The 20,581-nt window shown below is 66.3% G+C and carries 16 protein-coding genes and 1 pseudogene; 10 read left to right on the plus strand and 7 right to left on the minus strand.

Annotation, left to right across the window (positions count from 1 at the left end):
• Positions 1-442 precede the first annotated feature (442 nt).
• From ACCQ03_RS08190 to ACCQ03_RS08205, 4 genes are all read left to right on the plus strand, one after another.
• Positions 443-3,535, plus strand: a complete 3,093-nt coding sequence (locus ACCQ03_RS08190; RefSeq protein ID WP_209227782.1) for a sensor histidine kinase — start codon at positions 443-445, stop codon at positions 3,533-3,535.
• Entirely contained in the window at positions 3,528-4,169 is a 642-nt protein-coding gene (locus ACCQ03_RS08195; protein ID WP_057678425.1) for a response regulator, read from the plus strand. Before ACCQ03_RS08190 ends, ACCQ03_RS08195 begins: the two co-directional genes overlap by 8 nt.
• Before the next feature lie 253 nt (positions 4,170-4,422).
• Positions 4,423-5,550 (plus strand): Cache 3/Cache 2 fusion domain-containing protein, encoded by a 1,128-nt coding sequence (locus tag ACCQ03_RS08200; protein ID WP_039574963.1) that lies wholly within the window; start codon positions 4,423-4,425, stop codon positions 5,548-5,550.
• A gap of 44 nt (positions 5,551-5,594) precedes the next feature.
• A complete protein-coding gene (locus ACCQ03_RS08205; protein ID WP_057678426.1) occupies positions 5,595-6,221 on the plus strand; it encodes a DUF8082 domain-containing protein in 627 nt (208 codons plus the stop codon).
• Between the two features lie 192 nt (positions 6,222-6,413).
• On the opposite strand, the gene ACCQ03_RS08210 is transcribed toward ACCQ03_RS08205, so the two are convergent.
• Complete coding sequence (locus ACCQ03_RS08210) at positions 6,414-6,656, minus strand: hypothetical protein (protein ID WP_057678428.1); 243 nt, start codon at positions 6,654-6,656, stop codon at positions 6,414-6,416.
• Between ACCQ03_RS08210 and ACCQ03_RS08215 the strand changes: the two are divergent.
• Both ACCQ03_RS08215 and ACCQ03_RS08220 read left to right on the plus strand, forming a co-directional pair.
• Positions 6,577-6,956, plus strand: a pseudogene (locus ACCQ03_RS08215) (hypothetical protein); the annotation flags it as partial. The gene ACCQ03_RS08210 and the pseudogene ACCQ03_RS08215 overlap by 80 nt on opposite strands.
• Positions 6,957-7,110: 154 nt before the next feature.
• Positions 7,111-7,350 carry a hypothetical protein gene (locus ACCQ03_RS08220; protein WP_237377023.1) on the plus strand — a complete coding sequence of 80 codons (240 nt, stop codon included), beginning with the start codon at positions 7,111-7,113 and terminating at the stop codon, positions 7,348-7,350.
• A 568-nt stretch (positions 7,351-7,918) separates the two neighbouring features.
• Here ACCQ03_RS08220 and ACCQ03_RS08225 read toward each other — a convergent pair.
• Entirely contained in the window at positions 7,919-8,809 is an 891-nt protein-coding gene (locus tag ACCQ03_RS08225; RefSeq protein ID WP_057678430.1) for a LysR family transcriptional regulator, read from the minus strand.
• Between the two features lie 109 nt (positions 8,810-8,918).
• On the opposite strand from ACCQ03_RS08225, the gene ACCQ03_RS08230 reads away from it, so the two are divergent.
• Together ACCQ03_RS08230 and ACCQ03_RS08235 are read left to right on the plus strand one after the other, a co-directional pair.
• Positions 8,919-10,490 (plus strand): proton-conducting transporter transmembrane domain-containing protein, encoded by a 1,572-nt coding sequence (locus tag ACCQ03_RS08230; RefSeq protein WP_057678431.1) that lies wholly within the window; start codon positions 8,919-8,921, stop codon positions 10,488-10,490.
• A 21-nt stretch (positions 10,491-10,511) separates the two neighbouring features.
• Positions 10,512-12,932, plus strand: coding sequence for a YbcC family protein (locus tag ACCQ03_RS08235; RefSeq protein ID WP_150146117.1), 2,421 nt, complete (start codon positions 10,512-10,514; stop codon positions 12,930-12,932).
• A 297-nt stretch (positions 12,933-13,229) separates the two neighbouring features.
• Here ACCQ03_RS08235 and ACCQ03_RS08240 read toward each other — a convergent pair whose 3' ends face one another.
• From ACCQ03_RS08240 to ACCQ03_RS08250, 3 genes are all read right to left on the minus strand, one after another.
• Positions 13,230-13,589 carry a DoxX family protein gene (locus ACCQ03_RS08240; protein ID WP_057678433.1) on the minus strand — a complete coding sequence of 120 codons (360 nt, stop codon included), beginning with the start codon at positions 13,587-13,589 and terminating at the stop codon, positions 13,230-13,232.
• 193 nt (positions 13,590-13,782) lie between these two features.
• Positions 13,783-14,685: an NADP-dependent oxidoreductase gene (locus ACCQ03_RS08245; protein ID WP_057678434.1), complete on the minus strand. Its 903-nt coding sequence runs from the start codon at positions 14,683-14,685 to the stop codon at positions 13,783-13,785.
• Positions 14,682-15,569 carry a DODA-type extradiol aromatic ring-opening family dioxygenase gene (locus ACCQ03_RS08250; RefSeq protein WP_081022978.1) on the minus strand — a complete coding sequence of 296 codons (888 nt, stop codon included), beginning with the start codon at positions 15,567-15,569 and terminating at the stop codon, positions 14,682-14,684. Before ACCQ03_RS08250 ends, ACCQ03_RS08245 begins: the two co-directional genes overlap by 4 nt.
• A gap of 118 nt (positions 15,570-15,687) precedes the next feature.
• On the opposite strand from ACCQ03_RS08250, the gene ACCQ03_RS08255 reads away from it, so the two are divergent.
• Together ACCQ03_RS08255 and ACCQ03_RS08260 are read left to right on the plus strand one after the other, a co-directional pair.
• Positions 15,688-16,587, plus strand: a complete 900-nt coding sequence (locus ACCQ03_RS08255; RefSeq protein WP_057678436.1) for a LysR family transcriptional regulator — start codon at positions 15,688-15,690, stop codon at positions 16,585-16,587.
• Between the two features lie 290 nt (positions 16,588-16,877).
• The gene (locus tag ACCQ03_RS08260) at positions 16,878-17,336 is read left to right on the plus strand and encodes a GNAT family N-acetyltransferase (RefSeq protein WP_244664188.1); all 459 of its coding nucleotides are present in this window, start codon (positions 16,878-16,880) and stop codon (positions 17,334-17,336) included.
• 91 nt (positions 17,337-17,427) lie between these two features.
• Here the strand turns inward: ACCQ03_RS08260 and guaA are convergent, their stop codons facing one another.
• Together guaA and guaB are read right to left on the minus strand one after the other, a co-directional pair.
• On the minus strand, positions 17,428-18,993 hold the full coding sequence (gene guaA, locus ACCQ03_RS08265; protein ID WP_017157587.1) for a glutamine-hydrolyzing GMP synthase: 1,566 nt from the start codon (positions 18,991-18,993) through the stop codon (positions 17,428-17,430).
• Positions 18,994-19,114: 121 nt separating this feature from the next.
• Positions 19,115-20,572: an IMP dehydrogenase gene (guaB, locus tag ACCQ03_RS08270; RefSeq protein ID WP_007963221.1), complete on the minus strand. Its 1,458-nt coding sequence runs from the start codon at positions 20,570-20,572 to the stop codon at positions 19,115-19,117.
• Positions 20,573-20,581: the final 9 nt, after the last annotated feature.

Raw genomic sequence — 20,581 nt, forward strand, 5'->3', positions numbered from 1 at the left:
ATGAGCGCATGGTGACGGGAACAGCCGCGCTGCCCAACCCCTGATGGTGAGGCGAATCGTTCCCTCTTTCGGGGGAGCGCTTGCTCGTCTTCGCCGCAGGCAGCCGCCTGGATGCGATGCGCGTTCGATAGAGCGCGGCGTCATGCGCCGATGCAGTGCCAATGCGAGCGAGAGAACGCAGACGCATCGCCGACACCGCGCGGATCAGGCAGCGCAGCTTTTCAGTCTCGCGATCAACATGAAACCGCGCGTCGAAGCAGGCGGGAAGCAAACGCAACCGCAACGCGGCGCGGTCGTGCTGCAGCATGAGGCGTGACGCGCTGCCCTACAGTTCCCGCATCACGCGTGCGGCGTGCGTCGGTCGCTAAACGAATTCGCCCCGTACGTCCCTCCCCCGAAAGAGGTGTTGGTGCTTCCCCCGATCCCGCCCGACAATGATGCGATGCCGCATGAGTCCGTCATCCATTCGCTGTCCGCATCGCGCTTGCGCGCGGCAACGGTCGTGGCGCTGTGCTGGCTGCTCCTGCTCTGCCGCCCCGCCTGCGCAGCCGGCATCGCCGCGACCCGCGACGGGCTGCTGCAGTTCCACCACACGGCTTGGGGCATCGAGCGCGGTGCGCCGGCCGACATCTGGGACATCCAGCAAGCCGATGGCGGCGCGCTGTGGCTGGCGACTGGCTTTGGGCTGTTCAAGTTCGACGGCGAACACTTCACCCGGCAGGCAGCGCCGGAGGGCGAAGCCTATGCGTCGCACAACATGACCGCGCTGTCGCTGACCACCGACGACGGCGCGTGGATCGGCTATTTCAATGCCGGCATCGATCGCCTGGCCGACGGCCATCTCACCCATTTCGTCCCCGGCAAGGATGTGCCGGATGGGATGGTCTTCCGCATCGAGCGCGATGGCAGCGGCCGCCTGTGGGCCGCCATCGATGGCGGGCTGTGCTGGTTCGACGGACGGCGCTGGCATCGCGCCGGTGCCGACTGGGGCTACCCGGAATCCAGCGCGCAGTGGCTGCTGCGCGATCGCCGCGGCATCCTGTGGGTGAGCGATGGCAGCCGCATCCTGTCGCTGCAACCGGGTGCACGACGCTTTGAATTCAGTGGCCAGCAGATTGGGCACTTCACCACCATGGCCGAGCACCCGGACGGCACGATCTGGGTTGCCGATCCGCACCGCGGCGTGTTCGCGCTCACCGATGCGCACGGTGCGGTGTTGCCTGCCGTGGCACGCAACCAGCTGCAGTTTCCCGGCTTGTTCGCGCACCGCATCGGTTTCATGCGCGACGGCGCGCTGTGGGGTAGCGACTACATCGCAGGCGGGGTGTTCCGTGTCGCCCACCCCACATCGCCGGCGCCGGTGCTCGAACGCTATGGCCCGCTGCAGGGTCTGACTTCCTCCACGGCCGGCCCGCTGTTGGAAGACCACGAAGGCAATCTCTGGGCCGGCACCAATCTGGGGCTCAACCGCTTCCGCCATCGTGCCCTGCTCCCGCTGGCGGCCTTGCTGCCCGGCCAGACCACCGCGGTGGCGGTCTTCGCAACCGTCGCCACGCCAAGCGCACCGGTGTTGCTGGCGGTCCTGCGCGACGAGCGCCAGCTGGCATTGACGCGCACCGGCATCCAGGCCCTGCAACGCGGCGCGCCTGTCAGCGTGCTGCAGGTGCCGTCCAACGCCAACGGCTGGTTGCTCGGCGACAACCGCCTGCTGCGCCTGCACGCAGGCCGCACGCACTCCCTGCCCTTGCCGCAGGACGCGCGCACCGGATCGATCCGCGCGTTTGCCGTCGATGCCCAGGACGCGCCCTGGGCGTGTCCCGATGCCAGCGGCCCGCAGCGCTGGGACGGCCTGCGTTGGCAGCCGATTGCCAGCTTGCAGGACCACCCCTGTTCGGTCCTGCTGGCCGCGCCCGATGGCGCGCTGTGGGTGGGCAGCGTCACAGGCGAGCTCAGCGTGCTGCGTGGCGCGCAGGTGCGGCACTACAGCGCCAACCATGGCCTGTCAGTCGGCCCGATCACCGCCATTTGGCACAGCGCGTCCCTCACCCTGGTGGCCGGCGAAAGCGGGCTGGCCGTACTCGGCAGCGATGGCCGCTTCCAGCAGGTGGCCGATCAGGCCAATCCGGTGTTGCAAGGCATCACCGGCATCGTGCGCGACCGTCACGACACCTTCTGGTTGAACGGCAATCGCGGCGTCGTCCAAATCGGCCGGCAGGCACTGCTGCGCAGCCTGCGCAACGGCGTGGTCAGCCCCTCGCTGCGCCTGTACGACATCATGGATGGCCTGCCCGGCGTCGCCCAGCAGGCGACCCCGGTGCCCACCGCGATCGCCGCGGCCGATGGCCTGCTCTGGTTCACCACCAACCAGGGCCTGGCCTGGCTCGATCCCGAGCAAACTTATCGCAACCCCACCGCGCCCAAGGTCTTCATCACCGACGTGGTGGCCAACGACCGGCCTTACCCGCGTCAGGACGGCCTGCACCTGCCCAAGTGGACCGACCGTCTGCGCATCGGCTACGACGCGATCAGCCTCACCCGCCCGGAGCGCGTGCGGTTCCGCTACCGGCTGGAAGGGGTGGATGCACGTTGGCAGGACGCCGGCAACCGCAACGAGGCCTTCTATACCAACCTTGCGCCCGGGCGTTACCGCTTCCGTATCGCGGCCGCCAACAACGACGGCCTGTGGAATGCGCGCGGCGACACCCTGGCCTTCGTCATCGAACCGGCCTTCATCCAGACCTGGCAGTTCAAGGCCTGCTGCGCGCTGGCGTTGCTGCTGGCGCTGGGCATTGCCTGGCGCATGCGTACCCGGCAGGTGGCCGGGCGCCTGCGCGCGCGTCTGGAAGAGCGGTACCGCGAACGCGAACGCATCGCCCGCGAACTGCACGACACCCTGCTGCAGGGCACCCAGGGGCTGATCCTGCGGCTGCATGCCGCCAGCCGCTCGCTCCCCTGGAACGATCCGCGCCGGCTAGAGCTGGAACAGGCGGTGGATCTGGCCGAAAACGCCCTTGCCGAAGGCCGCGATCGCGTCAACGGCCTGCGCGACAGCCAGTCCCTGCACGAAGACCTGGCCGCCGCCCTGCAACGGGCGCGCAACGCCACCATGCCGCCGCCCACGGCCGCGCTGCAGGTTGCCGTCGAAGGCCGGCCCGTGCGCCTGCGTCCCCTGGTGGCCGACGAGCTGTTCCAGCTCGGGCGCGAAGCACTCGCCAATGCCGACCGGCACGCCGATGCCGCCGGCATCGCGCTGGAACTGCGTTACGGTTCTCGTGACTTCACGCTGCGCATCCGCGACGATGGCCGCGGCCTGGACCCGGATGTACTGCACGGCCATGCCCGCACCGGGCACTGGGGCCTGACCGGCATGCAGGAACGCGCGCAGCGCATCGGCGCCAAGATGCAGCTGTGGTCGCGTCCCGGCAGCGGCACCGAAATCCAGATCACCCTGCCCGCCCATGCCGCCTACCTGCACGCCAAGCGGTGGTGGTGGCCATTTCACACCGCACGATCCACGGAGAGCTCCAATGGCTGACAGGGTCCGACCAACCGAGGTGCTGGTGGTAGACGACCATCCGCTGCTGCGCGATGGGCTCAGCGCCATGCTCGCCGCCGAGCACGACATGCGCGTGGTCGGCGAAGCGGAAGACGGCGAACAGGCAGTGGCCTGCTATACCCGGCTGCGCCCGGACGTGGTGTTGATGGATCTGCAGATGCCGCGCGTGGACGGTGTCCAAGCCATCCAGCGCATCCGCCAGGTCGACTCCGCCGCCAAGGTCATCGTGCTGACCACCTATACCGGCGACGTACGCGCGGTGCGCGCCCTGCAGGCAGGTGCCTGCGGCTACCTGCTCAAGAGTGCGCTGCGCCGCGAGCTGGTCGACACCATCCGCGACGTGCGCCGCGGTCAGCGCCGACATGTGCCGGCCTCGGTAGCCGAAAATATCGCCGCCCATGTGCTCGACGATGCGCTGTCCGCCCGCGAGACCGAAGTGCTGAACCTGGTCGCCACCGGCTGCTCCAACAAGCAGATCGGCAGTGCATTGAGCATCTCCGAGGAAACGGTCAAGGCACATATGAAGAACATCCTGGGCAAGCTCGGCGTGCGCGATCGCACCCACGCGGTCACCGTCGCGCTGCGGCGCGGGATCCTGTCGCTGGAGACCTGAGCGGCGGCTTGGCCATCCTGGGCCCAGCCAGGGGCGGCTTTTGCTACACGGTCGACCATTCTTGAACGCGAGGCGACGGGCGCGATAGCTCCGCGCGCTCAAACCGATCGGCTTACGCTATCGTATGCACCGCCAAGCGGCATGGGGGCCGCTTCAGCATCTGGTTCGGCAGCCGATAACGGCTACGTCCAACCGCCGCACTGCGCTGCGGCGGCACTCGACTTAATCATTAAACGCGTTCAGGGGAATTGCGATGCTTCGTCACTCTTTGCGGGTGCGCCTGCTGTTGCCGGTGCTGGCCTTGGTGCTGGTTGTGGTGGTGGCACTGACGGTCATTCTGGCCATTACCGAAGCGAACCGGGTCAAGTTCGAAGCCGGCGACGCGATCGAGCGCCAGTCGGTGTCCTTGCAGACCTTGTTCGCGGTCACCCGCGCCATGATGCTGGACCGCGTCAATTCCTCCATGCGCCAGCTGCGCAAGGAAGCCAGCAAGGAAGGCGCGCCCAGCGTCGGCAACGACGTCCGCGTGGCCGATCGTAGCGCCAACGACCTGCTGCTGGGCCAGCGCTCGCAGGCAAATGCCTTCACCTTGGTCGATGATGTCACCGCCATCCACGAAGGTACCGCCACGCTGTTCTCGCGTACCGGCGACGACTTCGTGCGTATCTCCACCAACGTCAAGAAGGACGACGGCAGCCGCGCCATCGGCACCGTGCTCGATCCGAACGGCCAGGCCGCTGCCAAGCTGCGTAACGGCGAAAGCTTCTACGGCGTGGTCGATATTCTCGGCAACCCGTACGTCACCGGCTACGAGCCGATCTTTGCCGGCAACGACAAGCGCGTGATCGGTGCCTGGTACGTCGGGTACAAGGCCGACACCCAAGCGCTGGAAAACGTGGTCAGCAGCCGTCGCGTGCTCGACTCCGGCTTCATTGCCGTGTTTGACAGCAAGAACAAGCTGCGCTTCCAGTCCACCACTGGCGCCACCACCGATACCGCCACCATCGAGCGTATCGTCAAGGACACCCCGGATGATTGGGTCGTCACCAAGGAACAGGTACCCGATTGGGGCTTCACCCTGGTCTCGGCCTATCCCAAAAGCGACGTCAATGGCGTGATCGTGCGCCAGTCGCTGTGGATCGCCGGCATCGGTCTGCTGGTGTGCGCCCTGTTGCTCGGCCTGCAGTGGGCCTTGATCTGGAGCCGCGTGTTGCGCCCGATCCAGCACTTGACCACCGTGGCCGAAGAACTGAGCCTGGGCAAGTGGAACCACACCATCGCAGAGGTCAACCTCAAAGATGAAATCGGTACTCTGGCGCGCGCCATCTCCCGCTTGTCCAACAGCGTCCGGTTGGCCATGGAGCGCCTCAGCAAACGCTGAGTCGCTGTCACCCATTCCGTACCTGATGCTGCAAGGAAGACGCCATGTCCACTGAATTCCGTCCGCTGATCGAGATCCTGCGCGAGCTCAGAGCGCTGGCATTGAAGAAGGCGTCCGGCTTTCTGTTCATCGTCACCGAGGAAAACCACTCCTGCATCGTCCGCATCAACAGCGGGCAGATCGAAGAAGTGGTGTTCCGCATGCTGCGCAACGATGAGGCGGTACAACGCCTCACCATGGTCAACGCGGCCAAGGCGCGCTTCCAGGCCGACCCCGGTGCCGGCCTGGGCAAGCCCTCGCTGTTGAGCGACGACTCGCGGCAATGGTTGATGGGCGGTTTTGAACAGGATCTGGGCGGCGCACCGTCGCCGGTGCGTGCGCCGGCTGCCCCGGCACCGACACCCGCACCTGCTGCAACCGTCGCAAGCGCGAGTGCGGCGCCGGTTGCCAGTGGCGACAACGCCGGGCCAGACGAGCGCGTTCGCGGTGCACTGGAAGCGGTCGCGTTGAACTACCTGGGCCCGATCGCCGGCATGCTGTGCGATGAAGCCTGGGACGCCTCCGGCGACATCGAGCAGGTGCTCAACCAGCTCGCCGCCAACCTGGGAACACCGCAGGAAGCACAGAAGTTCATGGCCGATGCCCGCGTGGCATTGGCCAAGGTTCGCTGAGAAGCATCTTCAGTTCGGGCCATGCATCAAGCCGCGCACTGCGCGGCTTTTTTGTGGGCGCGGCAGTGGCGCTGGCCATGCGCTGCAACGTCACACAACGTCAGCGCAGGCCGAACATCGGCTATGCGTTGCTGGTTTGCGAAGCGTACTCAAAGGCCAGCGTGGCGATAGATCATGGCATCCGACGCTAGCTCAGCACGGCGGCCATCCGCAAACGCGCAGCTCATGCAGATCGCCATGCGCACCGGAGCGTTGCAGATTGCTCCACAGACGTTTTTGCCGGTGCTGGATCCGGTAGAAGCGCCGCGTCAGCCGCGGCAAGGTGGTCTGCACAATCACCGGCCGGCCCAGCGTCGCCGATGCGCTGGAGCGTGAGCCGGATGCGCCCAGCCCAATCGACCAGGCAGTCCAGGCGCGGGCCGGCAGCCGCCGCAAACGGTCTGGATCGGAAAAGTCTGTCACCCGCTCCTCCGCACACTACGCTGTCGAGGTGCCCGTTCGCGAACAGTACGCTGCGCTGGATTGGCTTCCCCCAGCTGGGGCGCAAAACGCCCGCGTACCAGAATCGGGGGCGGCCCTGCGGACCCCGGTACGCCCATTCATGCCGACCTGGCAGCGTCCAGCACCGTGACTTGGGAACACGATGCGGCCCCCTTCGCCGCAGCGGCCGCGGGTGATTTGCCGGCATTCAACGACGAGGAGCTCGCATGGTTGATGGAACTAGTTCCTCTGTGAGGCTCGGTCGGGAACGACCCGAGCGTTGGCAGGGACTCGTGCAATAAAGCTTGCGCTGTCGGCGAGCGCGCTCACTTTTAGCTGTTTTTTGCGCGAATCCCCACCGGCCCTCATCTAGGCCTGTCGCCGTCGGCACTGCGCCAGACCATCCGACATGGAAGGCCGCATCGGCGCGCGACTGTTGAACCGCGCGACGCGCAGCCTGGCACCCTCGGCGAGTGGCGAACTGCTCAACAGCAGCATCGCGCCGCTATTTCGCAAGATGACGGCTGCCGTCGCCGACGCCGGTGAGGCGACAGGCCAGATGTGTGGCGCGGCGCATCAACACGCTGGGGATGGCTGCACGCACCATCATTGCGCCGCGACTTGCGCGCTTCCATCACCCACACCCTGATGTCGTGCTCGACATCGTGCTCGAAGACGCGCTCGCCACACGCGTGGTTGGCCGTTTTGATGCGGGCATCCGCGTCGGCGACCAGCCGGAGAAAGACGTGGTAGCGGTCCGCCCGACGCCGGATTTGCCGTCAGGTCGCCGGACGACCTGGCACGTCGAGGAACGCCCGAGTCGCCCGCCCAACTGCATGACCACGCCTGCATCACTGGCGGCTCAAATGGATGGCAGGCACCATCGCTGGAGTTCGACAAGTGCGGGCAACGCCTTGAGGTGGCGGTGGGCGGCCCGTTGGCCACCAAGCGCGCCGATATCGGCATTGCTGCTGCGGCGAACGGGCTCGACGTCACCTATCACGTCGAGCGGGATGGCGTGGGCGAATGATGGGCCCGGGGGCGTTTGGTGCAGATCCTGGCGGACTGGTCGATCGCGCCCGGGGCTGTTTCTGTGCTACCCGAACAGGCAGCATCGACCAGCGCTCCTTGGCGCCTTCATCGATTGCCTATTGGACCGACCACCGTTCGATCCGGTTTAGGGTTGGGCCTGCGCCACCGCTGGAGAGGGAACCGAGCTACAGGTTTGCAGACGGAGCCGCGGGCTGCAGCAACACGCGAACCAGCGGATTCGGGAAGCGCCGCGACATCGTGACCGCATGGAACGTCTCCACGATCGCCGGCAATTGATCGCCTTCCATCAGCGCGCCAGCGGCAATCTCGTCCTTGACCACGATCGGCGGCAGGACCGCCAGGCCGATGTCCTCGCGGGCAAGCAGTCGCATCATCGCCATGTCTTCCACTTCCGCCACGATCTGCGGCCGCACGCCCAGGCGGTCGGCCAGCGCATCGAAGCCGATGCGCACGCTGCTATCCACCGTTGGCAGGATGATGGGATGGCTGCGAAGGCGGTCGGCGAAGCGGGCCGCATGGCCCAGGCGGTCCGGCGTGCCCACCAGGCTGACCGGATACTCCGCGAGCCGGTGGGTGACGAAGGGGGACAGCGCATCGCCGGCCGGCGCCCGGTTCAGCAGCACCACGTCGAGATTGAGCGCCTCCAGCGCGCGCAGCAGTTCACCCGCGCTGCCCGACCGCAGAATGAGGTCGATGTCGGTGCGGCCCAGCAGTGGGCGCAGGAACTCCATCTGGAAGTTGCGCGACAGCGTGGCCAGCGAGCCGACCCGCAGCGCCTGCCGCGCCGCACCTGTCTGCCGCAGCGTGCCGAGCAGCTCATCGCCAGTGGCGAAAATCGCATCGGCATGGTCGAGCGCGATCTGCCCGGCCTCGGTCAGGTGCAGTTGTCGCCCGCGGCGTTCGAACAGCGCGTGGCCCAGGCGCTCCTCCAATTTGCGGATTTGCACCGATAGCGCCGACTGGGTGAGGTTCAGACGCTCGGCAGTACGGGTGAGGTTCCCGTCGTGCGCGACCGTCCAGAAGTAGCGCAGGTGGTTGTAGTTCAAGGCGGCCATATCATTCGATAATAGCGAACGAATCTGCAATAACAATGAATTTTTATTCAATCCCACCGATCGATATCGTGGCGCGGCCCTCCACCACGCTCGTTCCTAGGGGATTGCCTTGTCGCTCTATCTACTCCCACTGTTCGCACCACTCCTGCTGCTGACCGCCGCTGTCGTCGCCCTGGTTCTCGACGGTCGCCGTCCACGCAAAATCCCCCTGCTCGCCGAAGGCGCCGCGCTCGGCGCGCTCTGCATCGCGATCGCATCGCTGGCGCTGGTGCTGGTGCGAGGCACCGGCGCCAGCCCACTGATCGGATGGGGCGATGTCGGCCTGTCTGCGCGGCTGGACGCGGTCAGCGTGACGATGCTGCTGCTGGTGGCCTTCGTTGGCTGGATCGTGGTGCGGTACGCACGCACCTATCTCGACGGCGAGGCACGCCAGGGCTATTTCACCGGCTGGCTGTGCATGGCGCTGGCCGCGGTGCTGCTGCTGGTGCAGGCCGGCAACCTGGTCCAGGTCGTCGTCGCCTGGATCGCCACCAGCATTGCGATGCATCGCCTGCTGCTGTTCTATCCCGAGCGCGTGGAGGCGCAGCGCGCAGCCCGCAAGAAGCGCGTGTTCTCCACCACCGGCGGTATCGCCCTGACCTGCGCCGCGGCGCTGATCTGGAAAAGCATGGGCACGACCGATATCGCCACGATAAATACGCTGGCCGCGCGCGGGCAGCACTCCTGGGCGCTGGTCGCGGCGGCCGCCCTGATCGCACTTGCGGCGGTGCTGAAATCGGCGCAGTTCCCCACCCACGGCTGGCTCACCGAGATGATGGAAGCGCCCACGCCGGTATCGGCCTTGCTGCACGCCGGCATGGTCAACGGCGGCGGCTTCCTGCTGATCCGCTTTGCCGACCTGATGCTTGCCGCCCCCGGCGTGCTCGCCGTGCTGGCCATGCTGGGCGGGTTCACCGCCCTGTTCGGTGCGCTGGTGATGCTGACCCAGCCGGCGGTCAAGACCTCGCTGGCCTGGTCCACGGTCGCGCAGATGGGATTCATGATGCTCCAATGCGGCCTGGCGCTGTTCCCGCTGGCCCTGCTGCACATCGTGGCGCACTCGCTCTACAAGGCGCATGCGTTCCTGGCCTCGGGTGGAGCAGTCGAGCAAGTGGCGGCCATTCGCCGGCCCGGACCGGTCGCCGTTCCGAATGGGTCGGCGGTCGGCCGCGCATTTCTGATCGCACTGGCGATCTATCTCGGCATCGGCACGGCCTTCGGGTTCACCTTCGGCTTCGGGCACAAGTCGCCGCAGGCGCTGGCACTGGGCGCGATCCTGATCTTCGGTGTCGCCTACCTGCTGGCCCAGGGCCTTGCCGATGCCGCCCCACGCCCCCTCACCCGCAGGACCGCGATCTACGCCAGCGCCGCGGCGATCGGCTACTTCGCGCTGCAGACCGCCGCCGAATGGCTGACGGCCGGCGTGCTGCCGGCGACACCGGCACCAGGACGGCTGGAGTGGACGCTGATGACGCTGGCGGTGCTGAGCTTCGGGCTGGTGGCGGTCGCACAGGCGCTGTTTCCGCTCTGGGCATCGCACCCCGCTGCCGCCGGGCTCCGCGTCCACCTCTCCAATGGGCTGTATGCCAACGCCACGATCGATCGCCTGCTTGGCGGCTGGTCCGTTCGCAAGACCTCCTGACCCTCCCACCGCCAGGCACCCATGCTGATGACCACCACGACCGCCACCTTGTCTCCGTCCCTCTCCCACGATGCGGTCATCGCCGCCGCCCAGCGTGCGGCACGCGCCATCCCGCCGCTGTGGCCGCTCGCCTCCAGCGTTGCGGTCAACCCCTTCCTCGGCCAGGCCGGCGAGCCGCTGCAAATGGCGGCGGCGCGGCTGCGGCGTGCCTCCGGTATCGCCGTCACCATGCCGCGGCACTGGTATGCAGAACGGCTACAGTCCGGCGCGATCACCGAAAACGATCTGCAGGCGGCTTTGCAGAACGCGCCGGCCGCGCTGCGCCCGCCAAGCGTGTCCGCGCTCGAACACGCCATCCAAGCCGCACGCCCTGCCCCGCAAGCGATCCCCACGGTCGCCGAGCTGGCCCGCGACGCCGCCGCGATCGACTGGCCCGGCATCGTCAACGAGCGTATCGGTCACTGGGCCGCCGGCTACTTCGACCAGGGCCAGGCGCTCTGGGCGCTCGGCCAGTCCGGTGGCGCTTACGGCACCTGGCGCCTCATCGCGACCCACGACCTGACTCCGGAAATCGCCGGCCTGTCAGGTTTCGCACGGTATGTGGCAGAGGCGCCAGCCAATGCCGAAGACGCCATTGTCGACTGCGTCGCTCGCCTGGGACTTTCGCAGGACGCGCTGGAGGGGTATTTCCACCGCTTGCTGACCACGCTGGGCGGCTGGGGCCAGCTCGCCCGGTATCGGCTCTGGCAGGCAGAGTTGAACGGCGCCACCGATGCATGCGTCACCGACCTGCTCGCCATCCGCATGCTCTGGGAGGCCGCGCTGCTGGGTCACGGCGGCTGCGCGCTGGTGCCTGGCTGGCAGACGGCCGTTGCCGCCTACGCCGAGCCGGTCGCTGCGACGTCGGACGATGTCATCGACAGCATCCTGCAGGAAGCGGCCGAACGTGCCGCGCAGCGCAAGCTCAACGCCGTGCTGGCCGCGCCAGCGCCGGCCCAGGTCGCACCTGGCCGTGCGCAGCTGCAAATGGCGTTCTGCATCGATGTACGCTCGGAAGTGTTTCGCCGGGCGCTGGAAAGCCTCGATGCGGGCATCCAGACCCTCGGGTTTGCAGGATTTTTCGGCTTGGGCGTCGGCCATCGCCGGTTTGCCTCGGACGTGGTCGAGGCGCGCCTGCCGGTGCTGCTCACTCCAGGTGTAATTACCTGCGCAGGTGACGCGAGCTCCCCGGCCGCCACGTCCGAACGCAGCGCACGGATCGCAGCACGTGCCAAGCGCGCCTGGGGCCGCTTCAGGCTGGCGGCCATTTCCTCGTTCGCCTTCGTCGAGGCCACCGGCCCGATCTACGTCGCCAAGCTGCTGCGCGACGGCTTGGGGCTGGCTCGCCGGCATGCGCCGAACGAGCCTGCGCCGCGTGCTGCCAACGGGCTGGACCTGGACACCCGGCTGACCGTGGCCACGCGCATTCTCAAGGCGATGTCGTTCACCGGCGGCTTCGCCCGGCTGGTGGTCATCGCCGGCCACGGTGCAAACGTGGTCAACAACCCGCATGCGAGCGCGCTGCACTGCGGCGCATGCGGTGGCTATTCGGGCGAAGTGAACGCGCGGTTGCTGGCGTCGCTGCTCAACGACAGCGAGGTGCGCGCCGGTCTTGCCGCACGCGGCATCGTCATTCCCGCCGACACGTTATTCCTGGCCGCACTGCACGACACCACGACCGATGCGGTCACCCTGTACACCGCCGATCACGCTTCGCCCGGGCATGCCGCCGATCTCGCCCAAGCGGCGCAGTGGCTGGCCGCAGCCGGGGCACTGACGCGCGGGGAACGTGCCACGCGCCTGCCGCGGGCGCATCGCAGCCAGGACATCGCACACCGCGCCCGCGACTGGGCCGAGATCCGCCCCGAATGGGCACTTGCCGGCTGCCAGGCCTTCATCGCCGCGCCGCGCTCGCGCACTGCCGGACGCGACCTGGCCGGACGGGCCTTCCTGCACGACTACGACTGGCGATATGACGACGGCTTCGGCGTGCTGGAGTTGATCCTGACCGCGCCGGTCGTCGTGGCCAGCTGGATCAGCCTGCAGTACTACGGATCGACCGTCGCGCCCGAACGTTTCGGCGCCGGCAACAAACTGCTGCATAACGTCACCGGCGGCATTGGCGTGGTCGAGGGCAACGGCGGCATCCTGCGCACGGGGTTGCCGTGGCAATCGGTGCATGACGGCCAACGCCTGACCCACGAACCGCTGCGGCTCTCGGTGCTGATCGAAGCACCGCCCGAAGCGATCGCCAACGTCCTCGAACGTCACCCGCAGGTCCGCGCGCTGTTCGACAATCGGTGGCTGCATCTTTTCAGCCTGGACGACGCAGGCCGCATGGCGCACCGCTACATCGGCGACCTGCAATGGGAGCCGTGCCTCGGCGATGCGCAGCACGCCTAGCGCAATGTCGCGCCGGTGCTCGTGAAGCATCTTCTCGCCCTTCCCGCCGCGACCGTCAGCAGCGGGAGGGCTGGCTTGACGTCTTCTCCCAAGCCAGGCAATACCGCTGGGATCAAAGCAACACGGCAATGCTTGCGCCCAGACGCGGAACCTTCAAGCCCATTTTCCGCTGTCGATTGGGCCATCAAGGCACACGACTTGGTTCGGGCAATCGCAGGATGTACGGCGCCAAGCCGGGGCCAGCGTCGACCGCCGGCTGCCCGTCTAGACGCAAGGATGGCGCACCCGTCGTCCCGCTCAGGCCGCCACTCGACCGGGACGGTAGCTGTATACGAGCCAGCCCATCGCTGCGGCGAACACCAGCGTGTGGATCACATCGCCGTGCAGCACCATCAGTTGGGTGACGAATGCGCCGATGGATACACAGGTCAGGAGCGCGGCACCGATTGCGACCGTTGGTCGGCGGATCAGCAGCAGCGCGCCGATCAGCTCGATGCTGCCGGTCAGCAGGCGAAACCACTGGCCCAGGCCGATCTGCTGGAACTCGGCCACCATCTGCGGCTGGCCGCTGAGCTTCATTACGGATGCGGCGAGAAACGCCAGGCCGAATAGCACGCGCAGCGCGATCAGCGACTTGGATTTCAGTGAGCTAGACATGGCATTCCTCGGTGTGACGTTGTGGGATTCGTTGAAGATGGAGATCGGCCGCGCTCAATGTGGTGATCGATGCCGCCGCTGCACAGAGACAACCGTGCTTCGTCATGGACCGCAGGGTGCGGTCTTCCAGCGCGCTATCAGGTCGCAACAGACGCTCGCAGCGCCACCACCGGATGCAGCAGCGCCGCGGCGTTCAATGGGTCAGGACGATCTTTCCTTGCGCGCCGGCTGCGGCGGCTTGCTGCGCATCGCCGAGTTGCTCGAGCGTGAATGTCCTGGCGATCGGAACGACCAGCTCACCGCGAACGGCGGCGTCCAGCACCGCATCGAGCGTCGCGGCATCGGTGCGGTGGTAGATCTCCTGGATCGTCACGCGATCGTTCGCATTCGCTCCTTCCGGCACTGGCACGATGCTGACCACACGGCCGCCGTCGCGAACCTGCGCGATGAGGTGACCCGCCACCGGCGCCGCTGCGCTGATGCCGAAATCGAACGCAGGAGCGTCGACCTGCGCCGTAATGTCCAGGGCTTCGCCCGCCAGCTCGCGCGCTTCGGCGATCCGCTGCGGCCGCACCCCGGCCACGGGCTGGGCACCCAGTTGCCGAAGGTATTGAATCGCCACCCGTCCCACTGCGCCCAGCCCGCCGGAGACAAGGACACGTTGCCCCGCCTTGACACCCAGCGCATCGACGGCCTGCCGTCCGGTCAGCCCTGCCTTGACCAGCGCCGCGCCCTGCTCGAAGCCCAGGCTCGCCGGCAGCCGGGCGATCGAGCTTGCGGGTAGCACCCCGTATTCGGCATGCGCGCCCTTGCCGTTCGCCGCAAAGTCCGCGACGACACGGTCGCCGACCGCCCAACCGGTGACGCCGGGGCCCAGCGCAGCCACGGTGCCAGCGGCGTCGCCACCGAGGATGGCGGGTAGCGGCAACGGAACGTATTGGGCCATGAAGCCTTGCCGCAGGAGGAGGTCGAACGGATTGACCGCAGACGCGGCGATCTTGATCAGCACCTCGCCCGGTCCGGGTTTCGGCGCGGGCACGTCCTCGATCGAGAATTGATCGACGCCGCCATAGGATTTGAGCAGTACAGCCTTCATTGCGAATCTCCTGGAGTTGAACGGCGGCCTGGCGAGGTCGCCGGGCCGACGGAGCGATCGATGGACACCGGCGTCTGGCCGAATCGAACGCTCGATACGGTCAGTCCGCCGAAGAAGTCCGTTTGCTGGTAGGTGGTGGCGCCAGGGTCGTCCCAGGCCGCGCCCACCGCGACCATCAACGGAAGCAGATGGTCCTCTCGCGGATGTGCGATACGGGCCGCAGGAGCGTCCTCCCAACGACGCAGCCGCGCCGCCCGCTCGTCCGAGACCGTCTGGACCAGCGTCTGCTGCAGCCAGGCATCGAATTTCTGCGACGGTTCTTGGCCGCCCTCGCCGAACATGAGCCGCAGGTTGTGAAAGCTCAGGCCGCTGCCGACGATCAACACCCCCTCCTTGCGCAGCGGCGCCAAGGCGCGGCCAGCTGCCAGATGCAATGCCGGATCGAGGGCTGCGTCGAGCGACAGTTGGACGATGGGGATGTCTTCGTCGGGATACAGCGGCTTCATGATGCTGAAAGTGCCGTGGTCGAAACCGCGCAAGGGGTCTGGCCGCGCGGTGAGGCCTCCGGCGTGCAGCAGCGACAGCACACGCTGCGCGAGCGCAGGGGAACCCGGTGCGCCGTACTTGATCGTGTACAGGTGCTCGGGAAATCCGTTGTAGTCGTAGACCATGCCTGGACGCGCGCCCGAGGAGACGGCAAATCCCACCTCCTCCCAATGGCCGGAGACGACCAGGATCGCCCTGGGCACCGTGCCGAGCTCGGCACGCATGTCGATCAGCGACTGCTCGAGCACGGAAAAGTTGGCGCGAAGATGGCCGCTCATGTACGGCCAGGGACCACCGCCATGACTGATGAAGTAGGTTGGAAGCGTTGTCTCGCGCATGTCGCGTTCCTGAAGCCGCACCGGTCTCGGGCATCCGGCGAATTGATGGGGCCAGGATCGTGATCTTTCGCTGGTTGATCAACGCACGTAGAGTGGATGGATCATTTCTTTTCAGTTGATGATCCTGGACACAATGACCAGTCTGCGGGTGTTCTGCACAGTCGCCGAGCTGCGCAGCTTCACCGCCGCCGCAAGGCGCCTGAACCTGTCGCCAGCGATGGTCAGCAGGCACGTGGCGCATGTCGAAAGCCGCGTCGGCAGCCGCTTGCTCAATCGCACCAGCCGACACGTGAGCCTGACCGAAGCCGGTGCGCTCTACGTCGCCCAGGCCAGGCAGCTGATCGAAGGACTGGACGAGGTGGAGGCGGCGATCGGCAATGTCACGCAAACGCCGCGAGGCACCTTGCGGCTCAGCGCGCCGGTGTGGGTCGCCACCCCCTGCTTCTCGAGCCTGCTGGCAGACTACAACCGACGCTACCCGGACGTGTGCCTGGACATGGATCTGAGCGGGCGTCGGGTCAATCTCGTGGACGAGGGCTTCGACCTCGCGCTGCGTGCGACAGACACCAGCCGGCTCGACCCGGGCCTGGTCGCGCGGCCGCTCATGCAGATGAAGTTTCGCCTGATGGCATCACCGGCCTACCTCAATCGCGCAGGCCACCCGCGCACGTTGGCCGATCTCAACGGTCATGCGTTGCTGCGCTACAGCGGCATCGCCGGTAACGAGAGCATCGTGCTGGGCGATGCAGACGATCGGCAGACGGTGAACTTCCATACCGTGCTGCGAAGCGAGAACGAAACGCTGCTACATCTGGCCGCGCTCGAAGGCATGGGCCTGGTGTTGCTGCCGACCTGGATGGTCCAACGCGACATCGATGCAGAACGGCTGACCATCGTGCTGCCCGATGCGTTCACGCTCAACTCGACGCTGCACGCGGTCTACCCCAGCCGGAAGTTCCTCTCGGCCAAGGTTCGGAGCTTCGTCGACTTCATTGCCTCCAGGGAACCGGTCGCATAGGTCGATCCAGGCAAGCCCCTCCTCCAGCTGTCAACCGGACGTGCGCTCGTTGCGGATGACCAAGCGACCTGGCGATGGTCTTCTTGGCTTCGATGCGCGTTTGGCCGGCCATCGCCAGCACAACCCGACAGACCCATCGGTGGCCATCGGCCCGGTCGGCATGTGTCGACAAGAGCGGCCCAGAGGTTCCAGCAGTTCACCGCGTTGCTTGATGCCCCACAAGACGCCAATCCGAGCCTTGAGCGCCTGATGGCAATAACGGCTCCGTGGAGTACGAGCAAGGCGTGGGGATGCAGCTTTCAGCACCCAAGCCACTGACCGCGCCGCATGTGCTCGATGGGTTCAACTGCGGCGAGCCATCACTGGACGATTGGCTGAAACGGCGTGCACTGGCCAACCGTCTCAACGGGGCCAGCCGGACCTTCGTCGTGGTTGATGCCAATCAATATGTGTTCGGGTATCACGCTCTTGAAACGGGTGCCGTCGCATACCGGCAAGCCGCCAGTGCCGTCCGGCGCAACATGCCTGATCCGGTACCGGTCATGGTGCTCGCAAGGCTCGCGGAGGATGCTCGCGCTCAACGCATCAAATTGGGCGCAGCCTTGCTTCAGGATGCAGTGACACGCGTGCGGTCCGTCGCGGAAAACGCGGGTGTCCGAGCATTGCTCGTACATGCATCGTACGAGCGTGCGAAGCAGTTCTACGAGCACGATGGCTTTCGCTCATCGCCAATACACCGAATGGCTTGATGCTACCGCTGCAACGACATCCGCAACAATGGCCTGAACAATCGGGGCGAAAACCGGCTTCGCCACTGTGTGGGACAGGCACAACGTCAAATCACTCCCACTCGATCGTCGCAGGCGGCTTGCCGGAAATATCGTAGACCACCCGCGAAACGCCGCGCAGCTCGTTGATGATGCGGTTGCTCACCGTGCCGAGGAAGTCGTACGGCAGGTGCGCCCAGTGCGCGGTCATGAAGTCGATGGTCTCCACCGCGCGCAAGGCGATCACCCATTCGTAGGCGCGTGCATCGCCGACCACACCGACCGATTTCACCGGCAGGAACACCGCGAAGGCCTGGCTGGTCTTGTCGTAGAGATCGGCCTTGCGCAGTTCGTCGATGAAGATCGCATCGGCCTTGGCCAGCAGCTCGGCGTACTCGCGCTTCACCTCGCCGAGGATGCGCACGCCCAGGCCCGGGCCCGGGAACGGGTGGCGATACACCATCGTGCGCGGCAGGCCAAGCTCGACGCCCAGGCGCCGCACTTCGTCCTTGAACAATTCGCGCAACGGTTCGACCAAGCCCAGCTTCATGTGCTCCGGCAGGCCACCGACGTTGTGATGGCTCTTGATCACGTGCGCCTTGCCGGTCTTGCTGCCGGCCGACTCGATCACATCCGGGTAGATCGTGCCCTGTGCCAGCCACTTGGCATTGGCCAGCTTGCTGGACTCTTCGTCGAAGATGTCCACGAACAGGTTGCCGATGATCTTGCGCTTGGCTTCCGGGTCGCTCACGCCTTCCAGCTTGGCGAAATAACGGTCGGCGGCGTTGACGCGGATCACCTTGACGCCCATGTGCTCGGCGAACATCGCCATCACCTGGTCGCCTTCCTGCCAGCGCAGCAGGCCGGTGTCGACGAACACGCAGGTCAGCTTGTCGCCGATCGCCTTGTGCAACAGCGCGGCCACCACCGACGAATCCACGCCGCCGGACAGGCCCAAGATCACTTCGTCATCGCCCACCTGTTCGCGCACGCGCGCGATCTGGTCCTCGATGATGTTGGCCGCGGTCCACAGCGTCTGGCAGCCGCAGACATCCACCACGAAGCGACGCAGCAAGGTCTGTCCCTGCAAGGTATGCGTCACCTCCGGATGGAACTGCACGCCATACCAACGCTTGGCTTCGTTGGACATCGCCGCGACCGGAATGCGGTCGGTCGTGGCGGTAATGGTGAAGCCCGGCGGCACCTGCGACACGTGGTCGCCGTGGCTCATCCACACGTTCAAACGCGACGCGCCGGCGTGGTCGGTCAGACCGGAGAACAACGCGTCGGCGGCCACCACATCCACTTCGGCATGGCCAAATTCGCGCTGATCCGCCGCTTCGGTCGCCCCACCCAACTGCGCAGCGAGCGTCTGCATGCCGTAGCAGATACCGAACACCGGCAGGCCGCTATCGAACACTTCCTGCGGCGCCACCGGTGCGCCCGGCAACGTGGTCGACTCCGGGCCGCCGGACAGGATGATGCCCTTGGCACCGAAACCGGCGATCTCCGACGGATCATGATCCCACGCCCAGATCTCGCAATAGACCCCGATCTCGCGGATACGCCGCGCAATCAGCTGGGTGTACTGCGCGCCGAAATCGAGGATGAGGATCTTGTCGGTATGGATGTTGGTCATTGAGAGCCGGGAATCGAGAATCGGGATTGGGGAATCGCAACAGCAAACGCAGCACCAGCCGCTATCGGACGAGGAAGCGGCGGGCTCTTACGATTCCCGATTCGCGATTCCCCATTCCCGATCATCCAGCGCGATAGTTCGGCGGCTCTTTGGTGATCTGTACGTCGTGGACGTGGCTTTCGCGCTGACCGGCGCCGGTGATCTTGACGAACTTGGGCTTGCTGCGCATCTCTTCGATGGTGGCGCAGCCCACGTAGCCCATGGTCGCGCGCAGGCCACCGATGAGCTGATGGATGATGCCGCCGACCGGCCCGCGATACGGCACGCGGCCCTCGATGCCTTCGGGAACCAGCTTGTCGGCATCGGAGGCATCCTGGAAGTAGCGGTCCTTGGACCCCTTTTCCATCGCACCCAGGCTACCCATGCCGCGGTAGCTCTTGTAGCTGCGGCCCTGGAACAGTTCGACCTCGCCGGGCGCTTCTTCGGTACCGGCCAACAGGCCGCCGACCATGACCGTCGAGGCACCGGCCACCAGCGCCTTGCCGATGTCGCCGGAATAGCGGATGCCGCCATCGGCAATCAAGGGGATGCGGTCCTGCAGTGCTTCGGCCACCATGTCCACCGCGGTGATCTGCGGCACGCCCACGCCAGCAACCACGCGCGTGGTGCAGATCGAGCCCGGGCCTACGCCAACCTTGACCGCATCGGCGCCGGCATCCATCAATGCCAATGCCGCATCGCCGGTCACGATGTTGCCGCCGATCACCTGCAGCTGCGGATAGGTCTTCTTGACCCACGCAACGCGATCGATCACGCCCTGCGAATGGCCATGCGCGGTATCGACAATCACCACGTCCACGCCGGCTGCGGCAAGCAGCTCGATGCGCTGTTCGGTATCGCCGCCCACGCCCACTGCCGCGCCCACCAGCAGCCGCTTGGCGCTGTCCTTGGCGGCGTTGGGGTTGTCGGTCTTCTTCTGGATGTCCTTGACCGTGATCAGGCCACGCAGCTCGAAACTGTCGTTGACTACCAAGACCTTTTCGATCCGGTTGCGATGCAGCAGCTCGAGCACTTCCTCGTCGCTGGCGCCCTCGCGCACGGTGATCAGCCGGTCCTTCTTGGTCATGATGTGGCGGACCGGATCGTCGAGCTTCTTTTCGAAACGCATGTCGCGGCTGGTGACGATACCGACCAGTTCGCTGCCATCCACCACCGGCACGCCGGAGATGTTGCGCGCGCGCGTCAGTGCCAGCACTTCGCCGATGGTCGTGTCCGGGCTGACGGTGAATGGCTCGGTGATCACGCCGGATTCGAATTTCTTGACCCGTGCCACTTCGCCGGCTTGCTGCTGCGGGGTCAGGTTCTTGTGGATGATGCCGATGCCGCCCAACTGGGCCATGGCCACCGCAAGACGGTGCTCGGTCACTGTGTCCATTGCCGCCGACAGGATCGGCAGTTTCAGGCGCAGGTCGCGCGTCAGCCGGGTTTCCAGGCTGACGTCCTTGGGCAGGACGATCGAATGAGCGGGGACGAGCGAAACGTCGTCGTAGGTGAGAGCTTCAGCCTGGATGCGTAGCATCGGCGGACC

Origin of the sequence: Xanthomonas sp. NCPPB 3569 (assembly GCF_041475645.2) — a bacterium.
Lineage (GTDB): Bacteria > Pseudomonadota > Gammaproteobacteria > Xanthomonadales > Xanthomonadaceae > Xanthomonas > Xanthomonas phaseoli.